Origin of the sequence: Sedimenticola thiotaurini, assembly GCF_001007875.1 — a bacterium.
Lineage (GTDB): Bacteria > Pseudomonadota > Gammaproteobacteria > Chromatiales > Chromatiaceae > Sedimenticola > Sedimenticola thiotaurini.
This window is the reverse complement of record NZ_CP011412.1, coordinates 3,304,839-3,327,943: the sequence shown is the minus strand read 5'-3', so window position 1 is coordinate 3,327,943 and position 23,105 is coordinate 3,304,839. Positions and strand designations below refer to the sequence as shown.

The following is a 23,105-nucleotide window of genomic DNA, read 5'->3' as shown; positions in this document are numbered from 1 at the left end:
ATGGACCTGCGTACCACCTATCTTGGCCTGCCGCTAAAAAATCCCCTGGTGCCCTCCTCATCCCCGTTGTCGCGCAACCTCGACACCGCCAAACGACTGGAGGATGCAGGGGCCGCCGCCCTGATTATGTATTCCCTGTTTGAAGAGGAGTTACAACACGACCAGGAGGTGATGGACGGCTATCTGCAAAATCAGGCCCTGGGCCATGGCGAAGCCAGCAGTTTCCTGCCGATGCACGCCGCCCTGCCCTCCCGGCTGGAGCACTACCTGGAACAGTTGCAGCGACTCAAGCAGAGCCTGGAGATTCCCGTCATCGCCAGCCTCAATGGCATCACGCCCGGGGGCTGGATCGAGCACGGCAAAGCGCTGCAGGAGGCCGGCGCCGATGCCCTGGAGCTGAATGTCTACTATATCGCCGGTGATATGCAGATCAGCGGGTCGGAGGTGGAGCGACGTTATATCGACCTGCTGCATGAACTGCGTCAGCATGTCACCCTGCCCATTGCCATGAAACTGTCGCCTCAATTCAGCTCGGTTACCAATATCGTCGCCCATCTGGAACGGGTGGGCGCTGCGGGGGTCAGCCTGTTCAATCGCTTCTACCAGCCCGATATCGATATCGACAGCCTGCGGGTGGCGCCCCAGCTGCACCTGTCAAACTCCGCCGAGGCGTTACTGGCGCTGCGCTGGATCGCCATCCTGCACGGCCGGGTCAAACTGACCCTGGCGGCCACCGGCGGGATACACAATCACGAGGATGCACTGAAGATGCTATTGGCCGGCGCCGACGTGGTACATCTGTGCAGCGCCCTGCTAAAGCATGGTCCCGGCAGAGTGGCCGAAATCCTGCGCGGCATTGAAGCGTGGTTGGAGGAGAGCCCCTACGAGTCGATCGAACAGCTCAAGGGCACCCTCAGCCAGCGGCATAACGGAGACGCCTCCGCCTACGCCCGGGCCAACTATCTGCAACTGCTGGATAGTTACACACCACTACGGCAGGGACATTGAGCAGACGCCGAAGTGACCAATCATGCAGCCAGAAGCCGGAACGCAACGCCCCCGAAGCAGTCCAAGGTCTGAGCCACGCCGTTACAGGACCTGTTTTTTGACATGAATCTGAAATCACGCTTCCTCCTGGTCACCCTGCTGCTGATTGCCGTCTCGGCCGCAGCTGTCTGGTGGTCGGTTCGCACCATGGCGGAAGATATTGTCGAACAGTGGGCGATGCGCTATGCCGAGAAACAGGTCCTGTACGACAAGAGCCGCACCCTGCAACCCATACTCCGGGAAGTGGCGCTGGCGCGGCAACTGGCCAACTCCCAGTATATTCGGGAGTGGGCGAGGCAGCCGGCCGACCCGGAGAGCACCCGCCGGGCCGTTGCCGAAATGGAGAGTTTCCGTCTCAATTTCCAGGGCAGGAACTACTTTGTCGGGCTATTGGGGAATGGGCACTACTACTATAACAATGCCGATAATGAGTATGGCGGCCGGGAGTTTCGTTACATTCTCGATCCACAAAAGCCCAAGGACGCCTGGTTCTATAACCTGATCGGACAGGGACGGGATCTGCATATCAATGTGAACCCTGACCCGGAACTGGGCATCACCAAGCTCTGGATTGACGTGCTGATCCGGGACGGTAACGACATCCTGGGCATCGCCGGAACCGGACTGGATCTGACCAGTTTTATACGCAATGTGGTGGAAGAGGGGGTTCCGGGGGTCACCAGCCTGTTTGTGGATCACGCCGGTGCAATCCAGGTTCACCGCAACGAATCACTGATCGATTTCGGTTCAATCAGCAAACAATCCGCGGAACAGAACACGCTTGATCTGCTGTTCGATCAGGACGCGGACCGGAAGGCGATCCTGGCCGCCATGAAAGCGCTGGAAGACCTTCGACAGACGGTGATCACCGAGTTTGTCAGCGTCAACGGCAAGCGGCATCTAGCCGGGGTCACCTATCTGCCGGAGATCGGCTGGTATGAGATCACCCTGATGGACCTGGACGTGGTGCTCCCGCTGAGTCAGTTCAGCGGTCTGCTGCTGGTGTACGCCGCCACCCTGCTGGGTGCGCTGTTTCTGCTCAACCTGTTCCTCAACCACCAGGTACTGACGCCGCTTGGTCAGCTGGACCGGGCCATGACCCGGGTCGAAGCGGGCGAGGATGTTCCGGAGCAGCTGGGACACATGGGCACGGGGGAGGTGCGGCGACTGATGAAGCGTTTTATCCACATGGCACACACCGTCAGCCAGTCCCGCCATGAGCTGGAGAGCAAGGTACAGGAGCGGACCCTGGCCCTGGAGCAACTGGCCAAAGTGGATCCGCTGACCGGGCTGTTGAACCGGCGCGGCATGACCGAACGCATAGAGTCGGAACTGCAACGCCTGCAGCGTGAACCCAATCATGTGGGCCTGCTCTGGCTGGATGTGGACTGGTTCAAGCAGATTAACGACACCTATGGTCATGCAGTCGGCGACCAGGCGCTGAAAACTGTAGCAGACGTCATTCACGACACCCTGCGTCCCTATGATGTGGCGTCCCGTTGGGGTGGTGATGAATTCCTGATACTGATCCAACCGGCGGATTGGGAAACCCTGCACAACATCGGCAACCGGATCTGTCAGCGGATCGCCGCCAATCGCCAGGTGAAAGCGCCCAGCGGGGAGAGTATCCACATGAGCGCCAGTATCGGTGGGCATCTGTCACGAGCGGACGAACCGCTGGACAGCCTACTGCATCAGGCCGACCAGGCGCTGTATGCCGCCAAGGCAGCCGGGCGCAACTGTTTCCGTTCATCCGAGACGCAGCGCAAACAACCGGAACGGATGCCCCCTCCCCCGATCAACAGATAATGATCGCACCATGCCTCTGCCCCCGAACTTCAGGTTCAGGCATCTTCGCGGCCGAGTTGCTGATCAATACCCCGCAGCGTCGGACTGGAGGAGCTGACCCGGCGGATTTTAAGATGTGCCCGCCGGCGCTCCTTGCGCGGGCCCTTCGCCCGACCACCGGAACGGCGCTCCATGAACTTCCGGGCGGTGAGACGCTGTCCATGCAGGCGTTGTTCCCGGAAATGGTCAATCAACCAACTCCCCGCTTCATCAGGATGTATGGAGACCAGACCGTGGTACTCAACCACACCCTCCCCGTCCCGAAACTGGAGCACCTCACAACTGCCCACCACGGGCCAGCGGGTAAACGGGAAGTGAAACCGCCGTTTCAGCAGATCGTCAATCAGGCGTTTTAACTCCCGACTGGTGGTGCTACTGGATAACCGGGGTATAAAAATCTTCATAACGCCAAATCCCTGTTGGTTTTTGCATTATAGCGGCTACAGATTAAAGCGATTCGCAGGAAAAGGACTCTCTGGCTATAATCATTACCGCTGCCGCAGGCAGGGGCGCTCCCGCCCCGGCACCATTATCCATCACAAAGGACAGAATAAAAAACGTATGGCCACACCAACCATTAAAGATGACCCACTCTATCTGCTGCTTCGCGAGGGACGTATCGAGGAGTTCAATCAACGCCGCCAATCCGGCGTAGCCTGCGACCTGCGGGGTGCGGATCTGCGCTCACTGGACCTGCGTAACCTGGACGCAAAGGATCTGGACATGCGGGACGCCTACCTGCGCCAGGCAGACCTGCGCGGGGTGGATCTCTCCCAGACCAACCTCAACGGAGCCAGTATCAGTGGTGCAAAAATCTCCGGCACCCTGTTCCCCTTACAACTGACAGCGGATGAGATCACCCTGTCCCTGGTGCACGGCACCCGTTTGCGCTACCGCTAGGCAACCCGGCCGGCATACCCTGGTGACGCCGTTCAGCCAAGCGAACGGAACCGGGTATATTGAACAGTTAGGGCGACGCAGGAGGTGCTGATTGATGGGCCGGTGATCCGCGCCAGCGGTTCTCCCTTGTCTGTCAGCAGGAGGTCCGCCAACCCAGGACGCGCCGTTCCAGATCACTGCTCCCGGTGATGAAGGGGCTATCCCGACGGGGTCCAGCAGAGGTTTGCAACAGGGGGTGATGCCCCTCAATAATCCTCATCTAACTGGGCGAGAATATTCCGGGCCACCTTGGCCTGTTCCGGTCCCGCTTCGCCGAGGATCTCATAGAGTAATCCGCGTGCCTTCACCGGTTCATCCTGGTCACGCAACTGCTGCACCCGCCGCAACTTCTCATCGATCGCCGGGTCATGATCTGCCTGATCCGCCACTTCCGGGTCATGATCTGCCTGATCATCCGCCGCTTCCGGTTCCTGCTCCGCTTCCTCGGCAGCCTCAATGATATCCAGCTCCGCCTCCAGCTCCTCTTCTGTCAAAGGCTCGAAGCGCTCAGGATCGGAGGGGTCTTCCACCATATCAAACGCCGGATCAACACCTGCCACCGCAGCAGCAGCACCTGGACCCGATTTGTCGGGGCCAGACGGCGGGGTATCATCCACACCGGCGGCAGCGTCCTCATCACCGGCCGCTTCCGCCTGTTCACGCCGCTCCTTGTCACGCTTGATAATGCGGGAGAAGAATACGCCAATCTCAAACAGCAACCACATCGGCAACGCCAGCAACGTCTGGGAGATAACATCCGGCGGAGTCAGCAGCATCCCCAGGGCGAAGGCGCCGACGATGATATAGGGCCGTTTCTGTACCAGGCTCTCCGGCGTCGTCATGCCCATGGAGACCAGAATAATGGTGGCGATCGGCACTTCGAAAGCGATACCGAAAGCAAAAAACAGACTGAGCACGAAATCGAGATACTTGGCGATATCGGTCGCCATCACCACACCCTCCGGTGTGGTACTGGCCATGAACGCGAATACCAGCGGGAAGACCACAAAGTAGGCGAACATGACCCCGATATAGAACAGCAGGGCACTGGAAGCGACCAGGGGGATCATCAGCCGCTTTTCATGCTTGTAGAGCCCCGGCGCGATGAAGGCCCACATCTGGTAGAGAATAAACGGCATGCCGATAAAAATCGACGACATCAGGGTCAGTTTGAACGGCGTCAGGAAGGGCGATGCCACCTCGGTGGCGATCATGGACGAACCTTCCGGCAAATGGGCCATCAGGGGCCCGGCCACCATCTGGTAAATGTCATTACTGAAAGGGAACAACCCGGCAAAAATGATACCGACGGCGATCAGCGCCCGCAGCAGTCGATCGCGCAACTCCAGCAGGTGGGAAACAAAGGGCTGTTCTGTCAGGGCATCTTCCCCTTGGTTATCTGTCGTCATGGGGTAGGTTCGTTGCGGCTATTTGGTGGAATCAACCGATTGCTTCGGTTTGGTATCGGCATCTGCGGAATCACGTTCAGCCTCGCGCACCGTCTTTTGGGCTTCAGCAGTAAAATCCCGCAGGGTTTCGCCGGTCTCCTCCACAATCTCTTCCAGTGGATCGAGCTGTTTTTTCTGCTCGGCAAGAATCTCCTTCAGCTCCTCCGCCTTGATCTCCTTGTCGATTTCGGTTTTAACCTGCTGTATCACCTTGCGTCCCTTACCCAACCACTTACCAGCGGTATAGGCCAGTTTCGGCAGGCGCTCCGGCCCAACCACCACCAGCGCCACCAGTGCAATGATCGTCAACTCCCAGAAGCCGATATCAAACATAGTTTAAAAACCTGACAATCTGTTAACCGGACCGGCAGTTCAGGAGTTTTTGCTGTTGGAAGGCTCTTCCTTCTTGGTCACCTCGCCTTCGATAATTTTCTCTTCTTCCGCCTGTTCCAGCCGGGCACTGTCATCACTCTTGTTTTCGTCCTTCATGGCGCCTTTGAAGCCTTTAACCGCATTCCCGAGGTCGGAGCCGATATTCTTAAGTCGCTTGGTTCCAAACAGCAACAGGACAATTACCAGGACAATCAACAACTGCCAGATACTGATTCCGCCAAAACCCATAATATTCTCCACACATATAACAACGGCCTGATTCGGATCGAACGCATGGCCTACCGAGATTACCACTCCAGCCAGCGAATACTGATACACCGGGAGAGAGTGGGTGATAATAACTGAAAAAGCGTTCAGGCGCAGGGTTTTTAACCACCCTGCTCACCGATCACGCCGGGCTTTCTCCTCCAACCCCGAGAGGCCGAATCGACGATCCAGTTCATCCAGCACATCCTGGGGTTTAAGCCCCTGATGGGCCAGCAGCACCAGGCTGTGAAACCAGAGATCAGCCGTTTCGTAAATAATCTTTTCCGGTACACCATCCTTGGCGGCCATCACTGTTTCGGTGGCTTCCTCGCCGATCTTTTTCAGAATGGCGTCCAGCCCCTTGTCATACAGCTTGGCTACGTAGGATGACTCGGGATCGGCATTCTTGCGCGCCTCCAGCACCTCGCCCAACCGCTCCAGCACTTCACTCACAACCGCACCTCCACACCCTGGTCGGCCATGAACCGCTTGGCCTGTTCAATACTGTATTCGGCAAAATGGAAGATGCTCGCGGCGAGCACCGCGTCCGCCCCGCCCTGGGCTACACCATCCACCAGATGCTGCAGATTGCCCACGCCGCCGGAGGCGATCACCGGTACGCTCACGGCATCACTGATGGCGCGGGTCAGTTCCAGGTCGAAACCGATCCGGGTGCCATCCCGGTCCATGCTGGTCAGCAATATCTCGCCGGCGCCGTAATCGACCATCTTACGCGCCCAGTCGATGGCATCCAGGCCGGTCGGCTTGCGCCCGCCATGGGTAAAAATCTCCCACTTGGCGGGTTCCCCCTCGCCACTGGTGCGCTTGGCATCGATGGCCACCACGATGCACTGGGAACCGAACCGGCTGGTGGCCTCCCGGACGAACTCCGGATTGAACACGGCGGCGGTATTGATGGCCACCTTGTCGGCCCCGGCATTGAGCATGCGGCGCACATCTTCCGTAGTGCGGATACCGCCGCCCACAGTGAGCGGGATAAACACCTCACTGGCCACCTGCTCCACCACATGCACGATGGTCTCCCGGTCATCGGAGCTGGCGGTAATATCCAGGAAGGTGATCTCGTCGGCCCCCTCGCTGTTGTAGCGGCGCGCCACCTCCACCGGATCACCGGCATCGCGGATATCCACAAACTTGACGCCTTTCACCACGCGTCCGGCGTCCACATCCAGGCAGGGTATGATTCTCTTGGCCAGCATCTTGTCTGATCTCTGTAGTTGTTCCCGGCGTTCAGGCGCTGAGCCGATCCGCCAGTGACTGTCCAGCGGCAAAATCCAGGGTACCCTCGTAGATGGCCCGTCCGGTGATCGCCCCCATGATGTTACGGGTATCTGCCTGGCACAGCGCTTCGATATCCCCAATGTCAGTGATGCCACCAGAGGCAACAATGGGGATGTTGACCGCGTTGGCCAGGGCGGCGGTGGCGGTCACGTTGGGGCCGGTGAGCATGCCGTCCCGGCCGATATCGGTATAGACGATGGCAGAGACCCCGTCCTGCTCGAAGCGACGTGACAATTCGGTCACCTCCTGATCGGTCACCGTGGCCCAGCCATCAATCGCCACCATTCCATCCTTCGCATCCAGTCCAACGATCACATGACCGGGAAAGGCACTACAGGCACGACCCACAAAGGCCGGCTCCTTGACCGCCTGGGTACCGATAATGACAAAGCTGACCCCGGCATCCAGATAGGCCTGGATAGTCTGCTCGTCGCGGATACCGCCGCCCACCTGAATCGGCAGATCGGGATAGGCCCGGGCGATCGCCCGAATCACCTCACCATTGACCGGCTCACCGGCAAAGGCGCCGTTCAGGTCCACCAGGTGCAGCCGACGGGCACCCGCCTCGACCCAGCGACCGGCCACCTCGACCGGGTCATCGGAAAAGATAGTCTCATCATCCATACGACCCTGGCGCAGCCGGACACAGCGGCCATCTTTCAGATCAATTGCGGGTATCAGTAACACGTTCAGTTCCTAAAGTAGCGAAATTAATGACAACAGGCGTTGCCCTCAGGGTTTCCAGTTAATGAAGTTGGCCAGCAGCCGCAGGCCGGCATCGGCGCTCTTTTCCGGGTGAAACTGGGTAGCAAACAGGTTGTCCCGGGCAATCACACTGGTAAAGGAGATACCGTAGTCGGTGGTGCCCGCTACCAGGTCCGGCTCTTCCGGATCCACGTAATAGCTGTGTACAAAGTAGAACCGGGTCTGGTCCTCAATACCTTCCCAGAGTGGGTGAGCTTTAGCCTGGATAACCTGGTTCCAGCCCATCTGGGGGATTTTCAGACGCTTCCCCTCGGCATCCCGGGACTCGGGAAAGTGCCGGACCTGCCCGGGAAACAGCTCCATCAACGGCGTGCCCTGGTTCTCTTCACTGAAGCTCATCAGCACCTGCATACCCATGCAGATGCCGAGAAAGGGTTTGTTTTTGGCCGCTTCCAGCACCGCCTGATTCAGATGATGGCTGGAGATCGCCGCCATGCAGTCCCGGGCCGCGCCCTGCCCCGGAAATACCACCCGGTCCGCCTGCTGGATCAGTACCGGATCATCGGTCACCAGAACCCGGGCATCAGCGCCGGCTACATGCTCGATCGCCTTGGAGACAGAGCGCAGATTGCCCATGCCATAATCAATGACTGCAATGGTTTTCGACATAACTTAAAACTGCCAGCAGATAGTAAGGTTAAAGGCTGCCCTTGGTGGACGGAATGACCCCTGCCATGCGCGGGTCGGGTTCCAGCGCCATGCGCAGCGCCCGGCCAAATGCCTTGAAAACGGTTTCAGCAATATGGTGGCTGTTACGGCCACGCAGATTATCCACGTGCAGGGTCACCCCGGCGTGATTCACAAAGCCCTGGAAAAACTCGTAGAACAGGTCGGTATCGAACGCCCCAATCATAGCGCGGGGAAAGGTCACCCCGAACTCCAGACCGGGTCGACCGGAGAAATCGAGTACCACCCGGCTGAGCGCCTCATCCAGCGGGACATAGGCGTGACCGTAACGGCGGATGCCCTTTTTATCACCCACCGCCTGGGCAATCGCCTGGCCGATACTGATACCGATATCCTCCGCCGTGTGGTGCCCATCAATGTGCAGATCACCCTTGGCGATAACTTCAAGATCGATCAGGCCATGCCGGGCCACCTGATCCAGCATGTGCTCCAGAAACGGCATGCCGGTCTCCAGGCGCGATTCACCACGCCCGTCCAGGTTCAGACTGACCCGGATCTGGGTCTCCAGGGTATTGCGTTCGATTTCAGCTTGACGCTGCATGGGTCGACTCCAGCGGGTTCAATTCAGGTCCAGGGATGGACGGCCCCATCGGGACACGGGGCTCACTCACATCACGACAGCCAATTGGCCATTCTATGGGAAATGCCTGTTTTGTCCAAGGATGGACTTATGCCGCGAAGGCCAGGGATGGCCGGGAGCGGCTTTGCCAAGGATGGACTTATGCCGCGAACAACTCCAGGGATGGAGGAGGTAGAGCGAAGCAGGAGGCCAGAGCCGAGGCCAGGGATGGCCGGGAGCGGCTTTGCCAAGGATGGACTTATGCCGCGGACGACTCCAGGGATGGAGGAGGTAGGGCGAAGCAGGAGGCCAGAGCCGAGGCCAGGGATGGCGGTGGTATGCCATGTCGGAACATATTGCCGAGGGGGCCGAGACTGGGGAGGACCGATATTCAGACCTGCAACCAGAAGGTGACCGGGCCATCGTTAACCAGACCCACCTGCATATCCGCACCAAACTGCCCCAGGGCAACCGGCGCATGTTTTGAATCGGCCTGTTCGCACAGGTACTGGAACAGCTGCGCGCCCGTTTCCGGATCGGCCGCCGTGGAAAAACCGGGCCGGGTCCCTTTGCGGGTATCCGCCGCCAGGGTGAACTGGGGTACCAGCAGCAGACCGCCGTCAATATCCCGGAGACTCAGGTTCATACGTCCGTCGGCGTCCGGAAACACCCGGTAACCGAGCAGTCGCTCCAGCAGCCTGTCCGCCTGCTGTTCACTATCCTGGCGCTCAACCCCCACCAGTACCAGCAGGCCCCGAGCGATCTCCCCGACCCGTTGGCCGGCGATATCCACATGGGCAGCCGAGACCCTTTGTAGCAATCCGATCACACTCCCTCCTGCTGTTGGATGACGCTGGCAGCCGACAAAAGTGGATGTCCCGGAGGCCGGGCGCCAATATTCAGATTATTCCTACACGGCACCGGGATTCGACTCACAGTACTGTCGAGGCGATAGTGGCAATCTATAGCTGTCGCCAAACAACGGAAGCCAACGGACCGGCACTACACTTCACGGACGATTCCAAGGACTGGAACCCTTTGCCAACCAAGCCCGGCGACATACCCCGACAGCACGGACAGCTGGCGGGGTTTTTTATTGCCCGGTCGATATCGCGGCGGCCGGTCGCCGACCTGACTCCACCCAATCAGCGGCCTGTACGACATGAGGTGCCCGCAGTGGAGCGCGCGACCTGCTCAGTCCGATTTGGTATCCCGGGAAGCCCGCTTGCGCTCGTGCTCCTTCAGATGCCGCTTGCGGATGCGAATCGCGCTGGGCGTCACCTCCACCAACTCATCACTCTCGATAAATTCCAGTGCCTGCTCCAGGGAGAATCGTACCGGCGGCGTCAGCACGATATTCTCATCACTGCCGGCGGCCCGGATATTGGTCAACTGCTTGCCCTTCAGCGGATTGACCGTCAGGTCGTTGGCCCGGGAATGGATGCCGATCACCTGGCCCTCATAGACTGACTGGCCATGTTCGATGAACAGACGGCCCCGCTCCTGCAGATTGAACAGCGCATAACCGAGCGCCTTGCCGGTGGAGTTGGCGATCATCACCCCGTTGGTGCGTGGCGCAATCCCCCCGTGCTGGGCCGGGCCATAGTGATCAAATACATGGTAGATGAGGCCGGAACCGGAGGTCAGGGTCATGAACTCTGTCTGGAACCCGATCAGCCCCCGTGACGGAATAATATAGTCCAGTCGCACTCTGCCCTTGCCATCGGGCACCATGTCCTGCAGATCGCCCTTACGGCTGCCCAGGGCCTCCATTATGCCGCCCTGGTGATCCTCTTCCACGTCCACCGTGAGCTGCTCATACGGTTCACACACCTCCCCATCCACTTCCCGGAAGATCACTTCCGGCCGGGAGACGGCCAATTCGTACCCTTCCCGACGCATGGTCTCCAGCAGAATAGAGAGATGCAGTTCGCCACGGCCGGACACCCGGAATTTCTCCGGATCGGTGCCCTCTTCCACCCGCAGCGCCACGTTGTGGATCAACTCCCGCTCCAACCGCTCTTTCAACTGCCGGGAGGTGAGGTACTTGCCCTCCTTGCCGGCAAAGGGGGAGGTGTTGACCTGAAAGGTCATGTTTACCGTCGGTTCATCCACCGTCAGGGCAGGCATGATCTCCGGATGTTCCGGGTCACACAGGGTATCGGATACGTTCGGCGCGGCAATGCCGGACAGGGCGATAATGTCGCCGGCCGTGGCGCTATCCACTTCAACCCGCTCTAGCCCGATGAAACCGAACACCTTGCCGATCTTCTCCTTCCGCTCATCGCCATCCCGGGTGATCAGGGTGATCGGCATGTTACGCCGTACCGTGCCCCGGGTGATGCGCCCAACCGCAATGGCCCCCACGTAGCTGTTGTAGGCCAGGGTGGTGACCTGCATCTGGAACGGTGCATCCGGATCCACATCCGGGGCACGGCAGTTGTCCACAATGGCCTCGAACAGCGGGGTCATATCCCCTTCCCGCGCATCACTGTCGAGACTCGCATAACCGTTGATGGCGGAGGCGTAGATAATGGGAAAATCGAGCTGCTCGTCGCTGGCACCCAGGCGGTCGAACAACTCAAAGGTCTGGTCAATCACCCAGTCCGGGCGGGCGCCCTCCCGGTCGATCTTGTTCACCACTACAATCGGTTTCAGACCGTGCTGAAACGCCTTCTGGGTCACAAACCGGGTCTGGGGCATCGGTCCTTCCACCGCATCCACCAGCAGCAGCACCGAGTCGACCATGGAGAGTACCCGCTCCACTTCGCCGCCGAAATCGGCATGTCCAGGGGTATCAACTATATTGATCCGGTAGTCATTCCAGGTGATCGAGGTGTTCTTGGAGAGGATGGTGATACCCCGCTCCTTCTCCAGGTCGTTGGAGTCCATCAGGCGTTCAACCGGACCAAACCGCTCACCGAGTGTGCCCGACTGCTGCAAGAGCTGGTCGACCAGAGTTGTTTTTCCATGATCGACGTGGGCGATGATGGCGATATTACGTAACTGTTTCATGTGTGGGACCGGAACCAAGATGGAATAAAGGCGGCGCATTATATACAACTTAACGTCGCGTGGCTCATCTATCATTATGGAGAGGATGATTTTTCTCCGCTTCACATTACATGTCAGTGAGTTATGAACCTTTTATGAAGAAAAGCATGCAACAGAAGTGACATCCGCTTGTCATAAAAGCGGTTTGCCGGTTATTCACAGAACCTGTGGATAACTTTGTGGACAAATTAGGGGAAAACCGCCCAAACCCCCAAGAATACTGTGCTTTGGTTAAATTGATAATTTTTCATACAGTTTGTTATTTTCAATATTTTCAATGACTTAACAAATCACCAAAAAACGAACACCGGACTATTGACATCATTTTTCATCTAAGATATGGACACCACGCCGATGTGTATAACAGGCCTGAAAACAGTCTGAACGGGAAAAAATATGTGATCTCCGGCTTGGACAGATTGGAGTCGATCTGAAAGAATGCCTGAAAAAATCCCCACCCCAAATCCGAGGTACCTGTGAAAAAGATCCTGATTCTTTTGCTGTTGCTGTGTGCGGCGGCAAACCTGCAGGCTGAATCCCGTTATGTAACGGATCAGTTTAAAGTCACCCTGCGCTCTGGAGAGAGTTCTTCCCACAAGATCATCCGCATGCTGCCCAGCGGCTACCAGCTGGAACTGATCAGCAGCAATCCGGACAACGGCTACTCAAAGGTGAAAACCCGGGACGGAACCACTGGCTTCATTCTGACCCGTCAACTGATGAGTATCCCCAGCGCCCGTGACCGCCTGGTGGCGGCGGAAGCAAAACTGGCGGAGTTGCAGGAGGCGCCGGAACTGTTAAGCGCCAAACTGAGCAAACTGCAGGACGCCTACAAGAGCCTGGAGGGCGAACACAAGAGACTGCAGCGGGAAAAGGCGGCACTGGACGACGAACTGCAGGCCATCAAACGCACGGCGGCCAACGCAGTCAGAATCTCCAACGAGCGCAACGAGTTACGCAAACAGGTGGCCACCCTGACCCGGGAAGCGGAAGAGCTCAAACAGGCCAATCGGGAGCTGGGTAATGACAGCGCCCAGCGCTGGTTCCTGATCGGCGGCGGTGTGGTGGTGGGCGGTATTATCCTGGGACTGATCCTGCCGAGTCTGCGGGTGCGCAAACGCAAGAGCTCCTGGGGTTCACTGTAACAGCCGACCTGAAAGCATCCGGTAGCGGATGCTGTGATCCCGTGCGGCGCCCGATCGGGCGCCGCGTTTGATTTACTGGCGAAAAATCCCTTCTCAGCGCTTCAACTGATCCAGGTCCCGCACCGCGCCGCGGGCGGCACTGGTGGTCAGGGCGGCATAGGCCTGCAACGCCTTGGATACCACCCGCTCCCGGTTCACCGGCTTCCAGGCCAGATCCCCTTTGGCATTCATCGCCTCACGGCGGGCCGCCAGCTCCTCTTCGCTTACCGCCAGTTGGATGGTACGACCGGGGATATCGATCTCGATCCGATCCCCCTCCTGCACCAGCCCGATGGTTCCCCCCTCGGCCGCTTCCGGTGAGCAGTGACCAATGGAGAGGCCCGAGGTGCCGCCGGAGAAACGACCATCGGTAATCAGGGCGCACGCCTTGCCCAATCCCTTCGATTTCAGATAACTGGTGGGGTAGAGCATCTCCTGCATACCCGGTCCGCCTTTTGGTCCCTCGTAGCGGATCAGCACCACGTCACCGGCCTGGATCTTATCCCCCAGAATCGCCTCCACGGCGGCCTCCTGGCTCTCGAAGATACGCGCCGGACCACTGAACTTGAGTATCGACTCATCCACGCCGGCGGTTTTGACAATGCAGCCGGCTTCCGCCAGGTTGCCGTACAGCACCGCCAGTCCGCCATCCTGACTGTAGGCGTGTTCAATATCCCGGATACAGCCACCGGCCCGGTCCAGATCCAGGTCCGGCCAGCGGGTCGACTGGCTGAATGCGGTCTGGGTCGGGATACCACCCGGCCCAGCCAGATAGCGGGAGCGTGCTGTTTCATCCTCACTGCGGCCGATATCCCACTTCTCGATCGCCTGTCCCAGGGTGCCGCTGTGCACATTGCCGGCATCGGTGTGGATCAAACCGGCTTTCTCCAGTTCACCCAGAATCGCTAGCACACCCCCGGCACGGTGCACATCCTCCATGTGGTACTGCTGGGTGGAGGGGGCCACTTTGCTCAGGTGGGGCACCTTGCGCGACAGCCGGTCAATATCGGCCATGGTGAAATCCACCTCGGCCTCATGGGCAGCGGCCAGCAGATGCAATACGGTGTTGGTGGAGCCGCCCATGGCGATATCCAGACACATGGCATTTTCGAACGACTCGAAACTGGCGATGGAGCGGGGCAGCACCGCCTCCTCGTCCTGTTCGTAATAGCGGCGGGCGATATCCACCGCCAGCCGGCCCGCTTCCAGGAACAGCTCGCGCCGGTCCGCATGGGTGGCCAGCAGGGAGCCGTTGCCCGGCAGGCTCAATCCCAACGCCTCGGTCAGACAGTTCATGGAGTTGGCGGTGAACATGCCGGAACAGGAGCCGCAGGTGGGACAGGCGGAACGCTCGATGGCGGCTACGTCGTCGTCCGACTCGCTGTCATCCACCGCCATCACCATGGCGTCCACCAGATCCAGCTTCAGATCCTTGCCATGCAGGCGGGTTTTACCTGACTCCATGGGACCTCCAGAGACAAACACCGCGGGAATATTCAACCGCAGGGCGGCCATCAGCATGCCCGGAGTGATCTTATCGCAGTTGGAGATGCAGACCATGGCGTCGGCACAGTGGGCGTTGACCATGTACTCCACGGAGTCGGCAATAATATCCCGCGACGGCAGCGAGTAGAGCATGCCACCGTGGCCCATGGCGATACCGTCATCCACTGCGATGGTGTTGAACTCCTTGGCCACGCCGCCGGCCTTTTCGATCTCCCGCGCCACCAGCTGGCCCATGTCCTTCAGGTGGACATGGCCCGGTACGAACTGGGTGAATGAATTGACCACGGCGATGATCGGTTTGTCGAAATCCCCGTCGGTCATGCCGGTGGCGCGCCACAGGGCGCGGGCTCCGGCCATGTTGCGTCCATGGGTAGTAGTACGGGAACGGTATTTGGGCATGCTCTTCTCCAACTGAATTTCGGTAAATATCTGGCCCGATTATCCACCATTTGGACCCGGTCGACACCCCCGGCCGCATGGCAAGGGAGATCAGGGAGTATAGGTGATACGGTAGACCACCCCGGCATGATCATCCGACACCAGTAGCGCGCCATCCGGCATCACCAGCAGATCCACCGGCCGGCCACTCACCCCGTCCGCACTGAGCCAGCCCTCGGCAAACAGGCTGTAGTCGATGACCCGATCCCCCTCAATGCGGGCCAGGCCGATGCGATAACCGTCCGGCACAGTCCGGTTCCAGGAGCCATGCTCGGCGATAAACAGTTGACCGCGGTAATCGGCCGGGAACTGTTCGCCGCTGTAGAAGCGCACACCCAACGCAGCCACGTGAGCTCCCAGTTTCAGTGCCGGCGGCGTGAATTCACTACAGGCACGTTGTGCGCCATACTCCGGATCGGGGAGATCACCGGCGTGACAGTAGGGATAGCCAAAGTGCAGCCCGGGCTCCGGGGCACGGTTGAGCTCATCGGCGGGCAGATCGTCACCCAGCCAGTCGCGGCCATTGTCACTGAACCAGAGCACCCCGCTATCGGGCTGCCAGTCAAAACCGACCGAATTGCGTACCCCCTCCGCCATCACCTGCCGTTCACTACCATCCGCCCGCATGCGGATAATGGTGCCGTATCCCGGCTCACTACAGCTATTGCAGGGCGCGCCAATGGCCACGTAGAGCCGGTCGCCGGGACCGAAGGCCAGATAGCGCCAGCCATGGTGTGTCTCACTGGGAAGTCGGGCCAGCACGACCGCTTCAGGCGGCTGATCCAACTGCTGCTCGATCCGGTCGTAGCGGACAATACGGTGATTCTCCGCCACATAGAGCGCCCCATCACGGTAGGCGATGCCGTTCGGCATACGCAGCCCGTGCAACAGAACCCGGGGCGGATCGAAACGGCCATCGCCATCCCGATCGGTCACCGCATAGACCCGTCCCGAGCGACGTGTCCCGATAAACAGGGTGCCCTGATCACCCAACGCCATGGAGCGGGCATCCGGCACGCCGTCAATCGCCACCTCGATCCGAAACCCGTCCGGCAGCCGGATCTCCGGCAAACCTTTCGCCTCGGCAAAGCCGGCCAACAGCAGCAGTCCGGTGATTGTTATCAGTCGCATCATTCAACCCCGCCATCATGCATAATTAATTAGCATAGTAGATTCCATTTCCGACAAAAATTTAGGACTATAATCCAAACCACAACTTGAGCACTCGTCAATACTATGGCTACCAAAAGCGAACGCACCCAGCAACGGATCATCGACGCCGCCAATCAGCTCTTCTACCGCAAAGGCTACAACCGCACCTCCTTCACCGACGTGGTGGACGAAGCGGAAGTGCCGCGGGGCAACATCTACTACTATTTCAAGACCAAGGAGGATATGCTGCGGGCGGTCATCAAACACCGTATGGAGACCACTCGGCTGATGCTGTCGGAGTGGGAAAAAAGCATCAAGACCCCGCTTGATCGACTGGAGCGGTTCGTGCAGATCATGTATGACAGCACCCCCGCCCTGCTCCGTTCCGGCTGCCCGATGGGATCACTCAATGTGGAGCTGGCAAAGGATCAACCGGAGCTGAAAAATGACGCCAAACAGCTGTTCGACCTGTTCCAGCAGTGGCTGGCCAAACAGTTCGCCCAGATGGGTTACCCGGAAGAGGCTCGGGAACTCTCCCTGGAGCTGATGGCCAGAGGTCAGGGTATTATCGTGATTGCCCAGGTCTACCAGGATCCCGGTTTTCTGGAACGGGGTACCAAGGAGATCAACCGCTGGCTGGAGAATCTGGACCGTTACGCCTGATAACGGCCACCCGGAGGGTGCAGCAGCTAAGCCCGCCGACTGCCTGGCGTAGCGATCCTGTTACAGCCTTTAACTTATACCCGAGCCACCAGAGAGTCTATGTCCACACCCGCCCTGATACCGATGATTCAACAGCTGATTGCCGCCCCCTCGGTGAGCAGTATCAGTCCCCAGTGGGATCAATCCAATGAGCAGGTGATCCAGCATCTGGCCGACTGGTGTCGCAGTGCCGGATTTCAGGTGGAGGTGGTACCGATACCGGGCCAACAGAACAAGTTCAACCTGATCGCCAGTGCCGGCCGGGGGCCTGGCGGGTTGGTGCTGTCCGGCCATACCGATACGGTCCCCTATGATCAACAGCGCTGGCAGAGCGATCCGTTCCGACTGGTGGAGCGGGACAACCGACTGTACGGATTGGGCACCTCGGACATGAAGGCGTTCTTCGCCCTGGTGCTGGAGGCGGTGCGGGAGCTGGACCTTGCGCAGCTGAAACACCCCCTGACCCTGCTGGCCACGGCGGATGAAGAGAGCAACATGTGTGGTGCCCAGTCCCTGCTGGATACCAACCGCCGGCTGGGCCGCTACGCGGTAATCGGCGAGCCGACCGGCCTCAAGCCGGTACGCATGCACAAGGGAATCACCATGGAGATCATCCGCCTGCAGGGGCGCTCAGGCCACTCCAGTAACCCGGCCCTGGGGGTGAACGCCCTGGAGGGGATGTACCGGGTGATCGGCAACATCCTGGCCTGGCGGGACGAACTGCAGGCGCGCCACAACAATCCACTGTTTGAAGTACAGGTACCGACCCTCAATCTCGGGCACATCCATGGCGGGGACAATCCCAACCGGATCTGCGCCAGTTGCGAACTGCAGATCGATCTCCGCCCCCTGCCGGGCATGCCGCTGGAGGCGCTGCGTAACGAGCTGACGCAACGGCTGGAGCAGTTGCTGGACAATAGCGAACTGACCCTGGAGATCATCACCCCTTTCCCCGGCATCCCCCCCATGGAGACCGCCGCCAACAGCCAGATTGTCCAGATTGCCGAGCAGCTGACCGGCCACAGCGCCGGCTCCGTTGCCTTTGGTACCGAGGGCCCCTATCTGCAACAGCTGGGCATGGAGACCCTGATTCTCGGACCGGGGGATATCGACCAGGCCCATCAGCCAAACGAGTTTATCGGGCTGGAGCGTATCCAGCCGATGATCAACCTGCTGCAGGGCCTGATCCGTCGTTTCTGTCTGTGAGCTGGCGATCGGCAGAATCAGGCAAAACGCCTCACTCGCCGGTGATGGCATAGGGCAGCCGCAGGCTGGCCCCGGGTTGCAAGGCGTTGCGCTCAAACCATCCCTGCTTCATCTCCAGGGCGTAAAGCGTCCCGGGCGGTGAATGATAGAGCCGCTCCCCCCCATCCGGCTGCATGGGGAGTACCGAGCGCAGAACTCCCTGCTGATCGAAAAACCCCACATCCAGCGGCAGGGGGGTGTTGAGCATCCAGAGGCTGACCTCCTTGGGCTCCGCAAAGATCATCAGCAAACCCTCGTCATCCCCCAGCTGCTGCCGGTACATCAGACCAAGCTGGCGGCTGTCGGGGGTGGCCGCCACCTCTACCTGGGCATCGACCCCATTCACCTGGACGGTTATCCGGTCAACTTCCCGGCATCCGGCCAGCAAGTTAACCAGCAGGAGTGCAAGCAGATATAGGCGGGATCTATTTGGTTCAGGCATCGCCGTTTCGGCCCCATCAGACCGGTCAACCAGACATTGACCGGGATTGTAGTCTCCGACGCGGCCAGAAAACAATCATCTCTCCGTCCCGGCCATCGCCCGATCCGCCACCCGGTGCAGCAGGGCCAAGGTGGGTGTTATCAGTGGATTCTTAGCCGATTCGGGATAGACCACATAAGCCGGCAGCTGGAAACTGGGGGCATCAGCCACCCGGTACAGCCGCTCCTGCCCGATCAGATCCTGCACCAGGCGACGGGGGAAATAGCCGGACCCGCCTTCGCTCATGATCAGTTGCAGCGCCAGCCAGCTGATACCGACAATCAGTCGGGGACTGCTCAGGGTCGGCAGACTGCCACTCAACTGGGCCAGGAACTCCGGCCCCCAATCGACGTGAATATAGCGGTCCGGATCGGGCGTTGTCGCCGACCCGGGCCCGCTGGCCACCAGTACCAGCTCCTCCTCCAGCAGCCGCTCGACCCGCAGGGCCGGACGGTTCTGGGGCGTGTACATAATGGCGATATCCAGGCTGCCGTCCACCAGCGCCTGCATCAACCCCTCCTCAAAACCGATCTCGGCACGGATCTGGATATCGGATCGCTCTCCACGCATCTCTTCCAGCAGCCGCAACAGCAGCCCATCCCACAGACCGAAGCGACCACCAATAGTCAGGGAGCCATTGAACTCCCGCGCCACACCAATCTCATGCCGTGCCCGCTCCAGGGTCTGCACCATGTTGGCGGCATGCCGGAGAAAGCGCCGGCCACTGGGGGTCAATACCGCACCGGCCCTGTTGCGCACAAAGAGAGCACAGCCCAGGTACGCCTCCAGGGTACGGATTCTGCGACTTACGGCCGCCTGGGTCACATGCAGGGTCCTGGCTGCCCGGATGAAGCTGCCGGTATCCACCACCTTCAAGAAAGTACGGGCCAGTTCAATATCCATCAGCACGCTCCATAAGCGGGGTCTTAAAACGGGTTAAAACAACCAAATGTTATATTAACCTTAATTATTTATCGTTTGTGTAATCTATACTCCCGCTATAAAGTGCCTAGTACAACCGCCAGAGAACACTGCCCGGTTGGTGCCGGTAATCCGGACATAGCACCCCCGGCAAAACGGGTCGACCGCGACAGAGAGAGGAGCAACAGACCGTGTCCCATAAACCATCCCCGCTGATCACCCGGAAAGCTGCCCAGACAGTTGAACAGCGCCTGCATAACCTGTTCACCGGTTATGACGGCTTCGGCATAATCATCTATTTCTGGACGCTGATCGGCTCATTTATTGCCGCCGTGACACTGATCGTTGCCGGCCTCGCCTTCTGGAACTGGTGGATACTATTTCTCGGATTGCTAGCCCTGCGCAGCTACGCCTACCTGGGCAACATCGGCCAGGATCTGCTGGACAAAATCTCCCCCCACGACAGCTGATCCCGAGACGTTCCCCGCCAGTCCATCAGGTCCACTCACGGCCCCGGCGGCGGACTGCACCCACTCTGCTTCACGCTGATTATCTGATCACTACAGCCCTTTTTACGGGCCTGTAACCCGCTCAATCAGCCGTTTTTGCGGCTTAACGCTCGAATTATTCCCGAATGCGGTTTACAGTTAGGAGCTTCAGACCGGGGAATCTGAAAGCGCCACCCCGGACGTTGATCCATCGGGAACAAATGCGTGACAAACAGAAGTAAAAACAGGCCTGATCCTTTCGTCGACTGGTTTCGCAATGCGTCACCCTATATCCATGCCCATCGCGGCAAGACGGTGGTTATTCTGTTTGGCGGTGAAGCGGTCGCCGAGGAGAGTTTCGCCGACCTGATCCACGACATCTCCCTGCTGCACGGACTGGGCATCAGACTGGTACTGGTGCACGGCGCACGCCCGCAGATCGAAGAGCGACTCGGGCTGCACCAGACCGAAATGCAATACATCAACGGCCTGCGGGTTACCGACGAAGCGGCACTGGCCTGTGTCAAGGATGCGACCGGTGCGGTGCGGGTAGAGATCGAGGCGCGTCTCTCTATGGGGCTGGCCAATTCACCCATGGCGGGGGTGAACATCCGGGTGGTGTCGGGCAATTTTGTCACCGCACAGCCGATCGGCATCCATGACGGCGTCGATTACGGCCATACCGGCATGGTGCGGCGCATCGATGCGGAGGCGATCCAGCGGGTGGTGGATGCAGGCGCCATCGCCCTGGTTCCCTCGCTGGGCTACTCACCCACCGGGGAGGTGTTCAATCTCGGCGCCGCCGATGTGGCCAGTGCCGTGGCTATCGCCCTGGGTGCCGACAAGCTGATCATGCTGATCGAGGGTAAGGGGGTCACCGACACCCGTGGCAGGGTGCTGACCAATGTGATCCCCCGCGAGGTAGAGGCGATCATACAGCGGCGCCGGAGCCTGCCGGAGGAGTTGGTCCAGCAGTTGAACTGCGCAATCAAAGCCTGCCGGGGTGGGGTCAAACGGACCCACCTGATCGGGCGCCAGATGAACGGCGCCCTGCTCAAGGAGCTGTTTACCCGGGACGGTGTCGGCACCATGCTGACAGCAGAGCCTTACGAAGAGATCCGTGGCGCACGTATCGACGACATCGGCGGTATCCTGGAACTGCTCGGCCCGCTGGAAGCCAACGGCACCCTGGTGCGCCGCTCCCGGGATCTGCTGGAGACCGAGATAGACAGATTCACCGTGGTGGAGCTGGACGGCACCATCATCGGCTGCGCCTCCCTGCACCCCTATCCCGAGGAGCAGATCGGCGAACTGGCCGGCGTCGCAGTGCATCCGGATTACCGCAACAGCGGGCGGGGCGACGCCCTGCTCCAGCATATGGAGAAACGGGCCCGGGCCGCCGGTATCAACCGGCTGTTCGTACTCACCACCCAGACCGCCCACTGGTTCCGGGAACGGGGTTTTGTCCCCACTCCGGTCAGCAGCCTGCCCATGGCCAGACAGCAGCTGTACAACTATCAACGAAATTCGAAAGTCTTCATCAAGGGGCTCTGAACAGGATGGCACACGGTTCCAGAACAGCGGTACTGACGGCTATTGTCTCCAACGGCATTGTCACTGTAATCAAGTTCATCGCCGCCCTGATCAGTGGTTCAGCCGCCATGATGAACGAGGCGGTTCACTCCCTGATGGATACCCTCAACCAGCTGTTCCTGCTGCTGGGTCTGCGGGAAGGGACAAGACCGGCCGACCAGCTCTACGCCTTCGGACATGGCCAGAAAAAATACCTGTGGAACCTATGGAGCGCTATCGGCCTGTTCTCCATCGGTTCCGGTCTCGGACTGGCCCACGCCTGGCACTCCTGGCATGACCTGGGGCATCCGACTCCGGTGGAACCGACCGTCTTTTTAGGCGTTACGCTGAACCCGCTCTGGATTAACCTGGCGGTGCTGGCCATCGCCTTTCTGCTGGAGGGTTACTCCTTCCTGGTGGCCCTCAAAACATTCCTGCAGAAGATGCGCGGCGCCGGAGTCAGAAATCCGTTCCGATATCTGCTTGTGGCAGACGACCCGACTTTGGTGGCGGTGGTACTGGAGGATTCGGTCGCCATGCTGGGCCTGGTGTTTGCAGCGCTGGGCGTCGGCCTCTCCGCCCTGACCGGCAACGGTATCTGGGACGTCAGCTTTTCCGCCCTGATCGCCGTCATGCTCGGCATGATCGCCTTCTACCTCGGTTTCACCAATATGCGCTTTCTGGCCGATATGCGGGACAACGAGGCGGAAAAGCTGTTCATGGAGGTCGCCGAGTCGCACCAGCAGGTGGAACGCTGTCACGATCTGCGCTCCATTATCATCGACGAGACCCACACCATCCTGGTGGCCGAGGTGGAACTGCGCGAGGAGGCGGTGATTCCGGGACTGTATGAACGCATTGAGGCGGAACGTAACGCCATTCTGGAACAGCTCCCGGCCGAGCAGAGAGAAGATACCCAACAGCACTGCTATGCGGCCGCCAGAGCAGCCGTGATTGTCAGCCTGCTGCGCACCGAAGAGATCATAGATGAACTGGAGGCAGCGATAAAAAGCCAGCTCCCCCGGGTCAGCCACATCACACTCGAAGTGGAAGGCCTCAGCCAGCCCAGCAAACCTCCCTCCTGAAGCTGATCCCGGGTCCGTGATTATCCGGACCCGCTACACTCTG

The 23,105-nt window shown here is 59.5% G+C and carries 24 protein-coding genes; 9 read left to right on the top strand and 15 right to left on the bottom strand.

Annotation, left to right across the window (positions count from 1 at the left end):
- Together AAY24_RS15350 and AAY24_RS15345 are read left to right on the top strand one after the other, a co-directional pair.
- Positions 1-1,008: a dihydroorotate dehydrogenase-like protein gene (locus tag AAY24_RS15350; RefSeq protein WP_046860428.1), complete on the top strand. Its 1,008-nt coding sequence runs from the start codon at positions 1-3 to the stop codon at positions 1,006-1,008.
- A 102-nt stretch (positions 1,009-1,110) separates the two neighbouring features.
- Positions 1,111-2,856, top strand: coding sequence for a GGDEF domain-containing protein (locus AAY24_RS15345; protein WP_046860427.1), 1,746 nt, complete (start codon positions 1,111-1,113; stop codon positions 2,854-2,856).
- A gap of 35 nt (positions 2,857-2,891) precedes the next feature.
- Here the strand turns inward: AAY24_RS15345 and AAY24_RS15340 are convergent, their stop codons facing one another.
- Positions 2,892-3,299 carry a hypothetical protein gene (locus AAY24_RS15340; protein ID WP_046860426.1) on the bottom strand — a complete coding sequence of 136 codons (408 nt, stop codon included), beginning with the start codon at positions 3,297-3,299 and terminating at the stop codon, positions 2,892-2,894.
- Between the two features lie 157 nt (positions 3,300-3,456).
- Between AAY24_RS15340 and AAY24_RS15335 the strand changes: the two genes are divergently transcribed.
- Positions 3,457-3,795 (top strand): pentapeptide repeat-containing protein, encoded by a 339-nt coding sequence (locus AAY24_RS15335; RefSeq protein ID WP_046860425.1) that lies wholly within the window; start codon positions 3,457-3,459, stop codon positions 3,793-3,795.
- A gap of 245 nt (positions 3,796-4,040) precedes the next feature.
- On the opposite strand, the gene tatC is transcribed toward AAY24_RS15335, so the two are convergent.
- From tatC to typA, 10 genes are all read right to left on the bottom strand, one after another.
- Positions 4,041-5,243: a twin-arginine translocase subunit TatC gene (gene tatC, locus AAY24_RS15330; protein ID WP_046860424.1), complete on the bottom strand. Its 1,203-nt coding sequence runs from the start codon at positions 5,241-5,243 to the stop codon at positions 4,041-4,043.
- A gap of 18 nt (positions 5,244-5,261) precedes the next feature.
- The gene (tatB, locus tag AAY24_RS15325; protein ID WP_046860423.1) at positions 5,262-5,615 is read right to left on the bottom strand and encodes a Sec-independent protein translocase protein TatB; all 354 of its coding nucleotides are present in this window, start codon (positions 5,613-5,615) and stop codon (positions 5,262-5,264) included.
- Between the two features lie 39 nt (positions 5,616-5,654).
- Entirely contained in the window at positions 5,655-5,903 is a 249-nt protein-coding gene (gene tatA / locus AAY24_RS15320; protein WP_046860422.1) for a Sec-independent protein translocase subunit TatA, read from the bottom strand.
- A gap of 153 nt (positions 5,904-6,056) precedes the next feature.
- Positions 6,057-6,374 (bottom strand): phosphoribosyl-ATP diphosphatase, encoded by a 318-nt coding sequence (locus tag AAY24_RS15315; RefSeq protein ID WP_046860421.1) that lies wholly within the window; start codon positions 6,372-6,374, stop codon positions 6,057-6,059.
- Entirely contained in the window at positions 6,371-7,141 is a 771-nt protein-coding gene (gene hisF, locus AAY24_RS15310; protein WP_046860420.1) for an imidazole glycerol phosphate synthase subunit HisF, read from the bottom strand. The genes AAY24_RS15315 and hisF overlap by 4 nt, the downstream gene beginning before the upstream one ends.
- A 31-nt stretch (positions 7,142-7,172) precedes the next feature.
- Positions 7,173-7,910, bottom strand: a complete 738-nt coding sequence (gene hisA, locus AAY24_RS15305) for a 1-(5-phosphoribosyl)-5-[(5-phosphoribosylamino)methylideneamino]imidazole-4-carboxamide isomerase (protein ID WP_046860419.1) — start codon at positions 7,908-7,910, stop codon at positions 7,173-7,175.
- Between the two features lie 45 nt (positions 7,911-7,955).
- Positions 7,956-8,597, bottom strand: a complete 642-nt coding sequence (hisH, locus tag AAY24_RS15300; protein ID WP_046860418.1) for an imidazole glycerol phosphate synthase subunit HisH — start codon at positions 8,595-8,597, stop codon at positions 7,956-7,958.
- Positions 8,598-8,625: 28 nt separating this feature from the next.
- Positions 8,626-9,216, bottom strand: coding sequence for an imidazoleglycerol-phosphate dehydratase HisB (gene hisB / locus AAY24_RS15295; RefSeq protein WP_046860417.1), 591 nt, complete (start codon positions 9,214-9,216; stop codon positions 8,626-8,628).
- Positions 9,217-9,625: 409 nt separating this feature from the next.
- A complete protein-coding gene (dtd, locus tag AAY24_RS15290) occupies positions 9,626-10,063 on the bottom strand; it encodes a D-aminoacyl-tRNA deacylase (RefSeq protein WP_046860416.1) in 438 nt (145 codons plus the stop codon).
- 365 nt (positions 10,064-10,428) lie between these two features.
- Positions 10,429-12,249, bottom strand: coding sequence for a translational GTPase TypA (gene typA / locus AAY24_RS15285; protein WP_046860415.1), 1,821 nt, complete (start codon positions 12,247-12,249; stop codon positions 10,429-10,431).
- A gap of 515 nt (positions 12,250-12,764) precedes the next feature.
- Here typA and AAY24_RS15280 point away from each other — a divergent pair.
- Positions 12,765-13,433 carry a TIGR04211 family SH3 domain-containing protein gene (locus AAY24_RS15280; RefSeq protein ID WP_046860414.1) on the top strand — a complete coding sequence of 223 codons (669 nt, stop codon included), beginning with the start codon at positions 12,765-12,767 and terminating at the stop codon, positions 13,431-13,433.
- Between the two features lie 93 nt (positions 13,434-13,526).
- On the opposite strand, the gene ilvD is transcribed toward AAY24_RS15280, so the two are convergent.
- Together ilvD and AAY24_RS15270 are read right to left on the bottom strand one after the other, a co-directional pair.
- Positions 13,527-15,377, bottom strand: a complete 1,851-nt coding sequence (gene ilvD, locus AAY24_RS15275) for a dihydroxy-acid dehydratase (RefSeq protein WP_046860413.1) — start codon at positions 15,375-15,377, stop codon at positions 13,527-13,529.
- 90 nt (positions 15,378-15,467) lie between these two features.
- Entirely contained in the window at positions 15,468-16,550 is a 1,083-nt protein-coding gene (locus AAY24_RS15270) for a PQQ-dependent sugar dehydrogenase (protein WP_046860412.1), read from the bottom strand.
- Positions 16,551-16,652: 102 nt separating this feature from the next.
- On the opposite strand from AAY24_RS15270, the gene AAY24_RS15265 reads away from it, so the two are divergent.
- Positions 16,653-17,231, top strand: coding sequence for a TetR/AcrR family transcriptional regulator (locus tag AAY24_RS15265; protein ID WP_046860411.1), 579 nt, complete (start codon positions 16,653-16,655; stop codon positions 17,229-17,231).
- Between the two features lie 99 nt (positions 17,232-17,330).
- A complete protein-coding gene (argE, locus tag AAY24_RS15260; protein ID WP_046860410.1) occupies positions 17,331-18,476 on the top strand; it encodes an acetylornithine deacetylase in 1,146 nt (381 codons plus the stop codon).
- Positions 18,477-18,507: 31 nt separating this feature from the next.
- Here argE and AAY24_RS15255 read toward each other — a convergent pair whose 3' ends face one another.
- The gene (locus AAY24_RS15255) at positions 18,508-18,957 is read right to left on the bottom strand and encodes a DUF192 domain-containing protein (protein ID WP_052761271.1); all 450 of its coding nucleotides are present in this window, start codon (positions 18,955-18,957) and stop codon (positions 18,508-18,510) included.
- Between the two features lie 75 nt (positions 18,958-19,032).
- Entirely contained in the window at positions 19,033-19,899 is an 867-nt protein-coding gene (locus tag AAY24_RS15250; protein ID WP_046860409.1) for a LysR family transcriptional regulator, read from the bottom strand.
- A gap of 209 nt (positions 19,900-20,108) precedes the next feature.
- On the opposite strand from AAY24_RS15250, the gene AAY24_RS15245 reads away from it, so the two are divergent.
- The 3 genes from AAY24_RS15245 (at position 20,109) to AAY24_RS15235 (ending at position 23,062) form a co-directional block, all read left to right on the top strand.
- Positions 20,109-20,387, top strand: coding sequence for a hypothetical protein (locus AAY24_RS15245; RefSeq protein WP_046860408.1), 279 nt, complete (start codon positions 20,109-20,111; stop codon positions 20,385-20,387).
- A gap of 243 nt (positions 20,388-20,630) precedes the next feature.
- Entirely contained in the window at positions 20,631-21,959 is a 1,329-nt protein-coding gene (argA, locus tag AAY24_RS15240; RefSeq protein WP_046860407.1) for an amino-acid N-acetyltransferase, read from the top strand.
- 5 nt (positions 21,960-21,964) lie between these two features.
- Entirely contained in the window at positions 21,965-23,062 is a 1,098-nt protein-coding gene (locus AAY24_RS15235) for a cation diffusion facilitator family transporter (RefSeq protein ID WP_046860406.1), read from the top strand.
- Positions 23,063-23,105 lie beyond the last annotated feature (43 nt).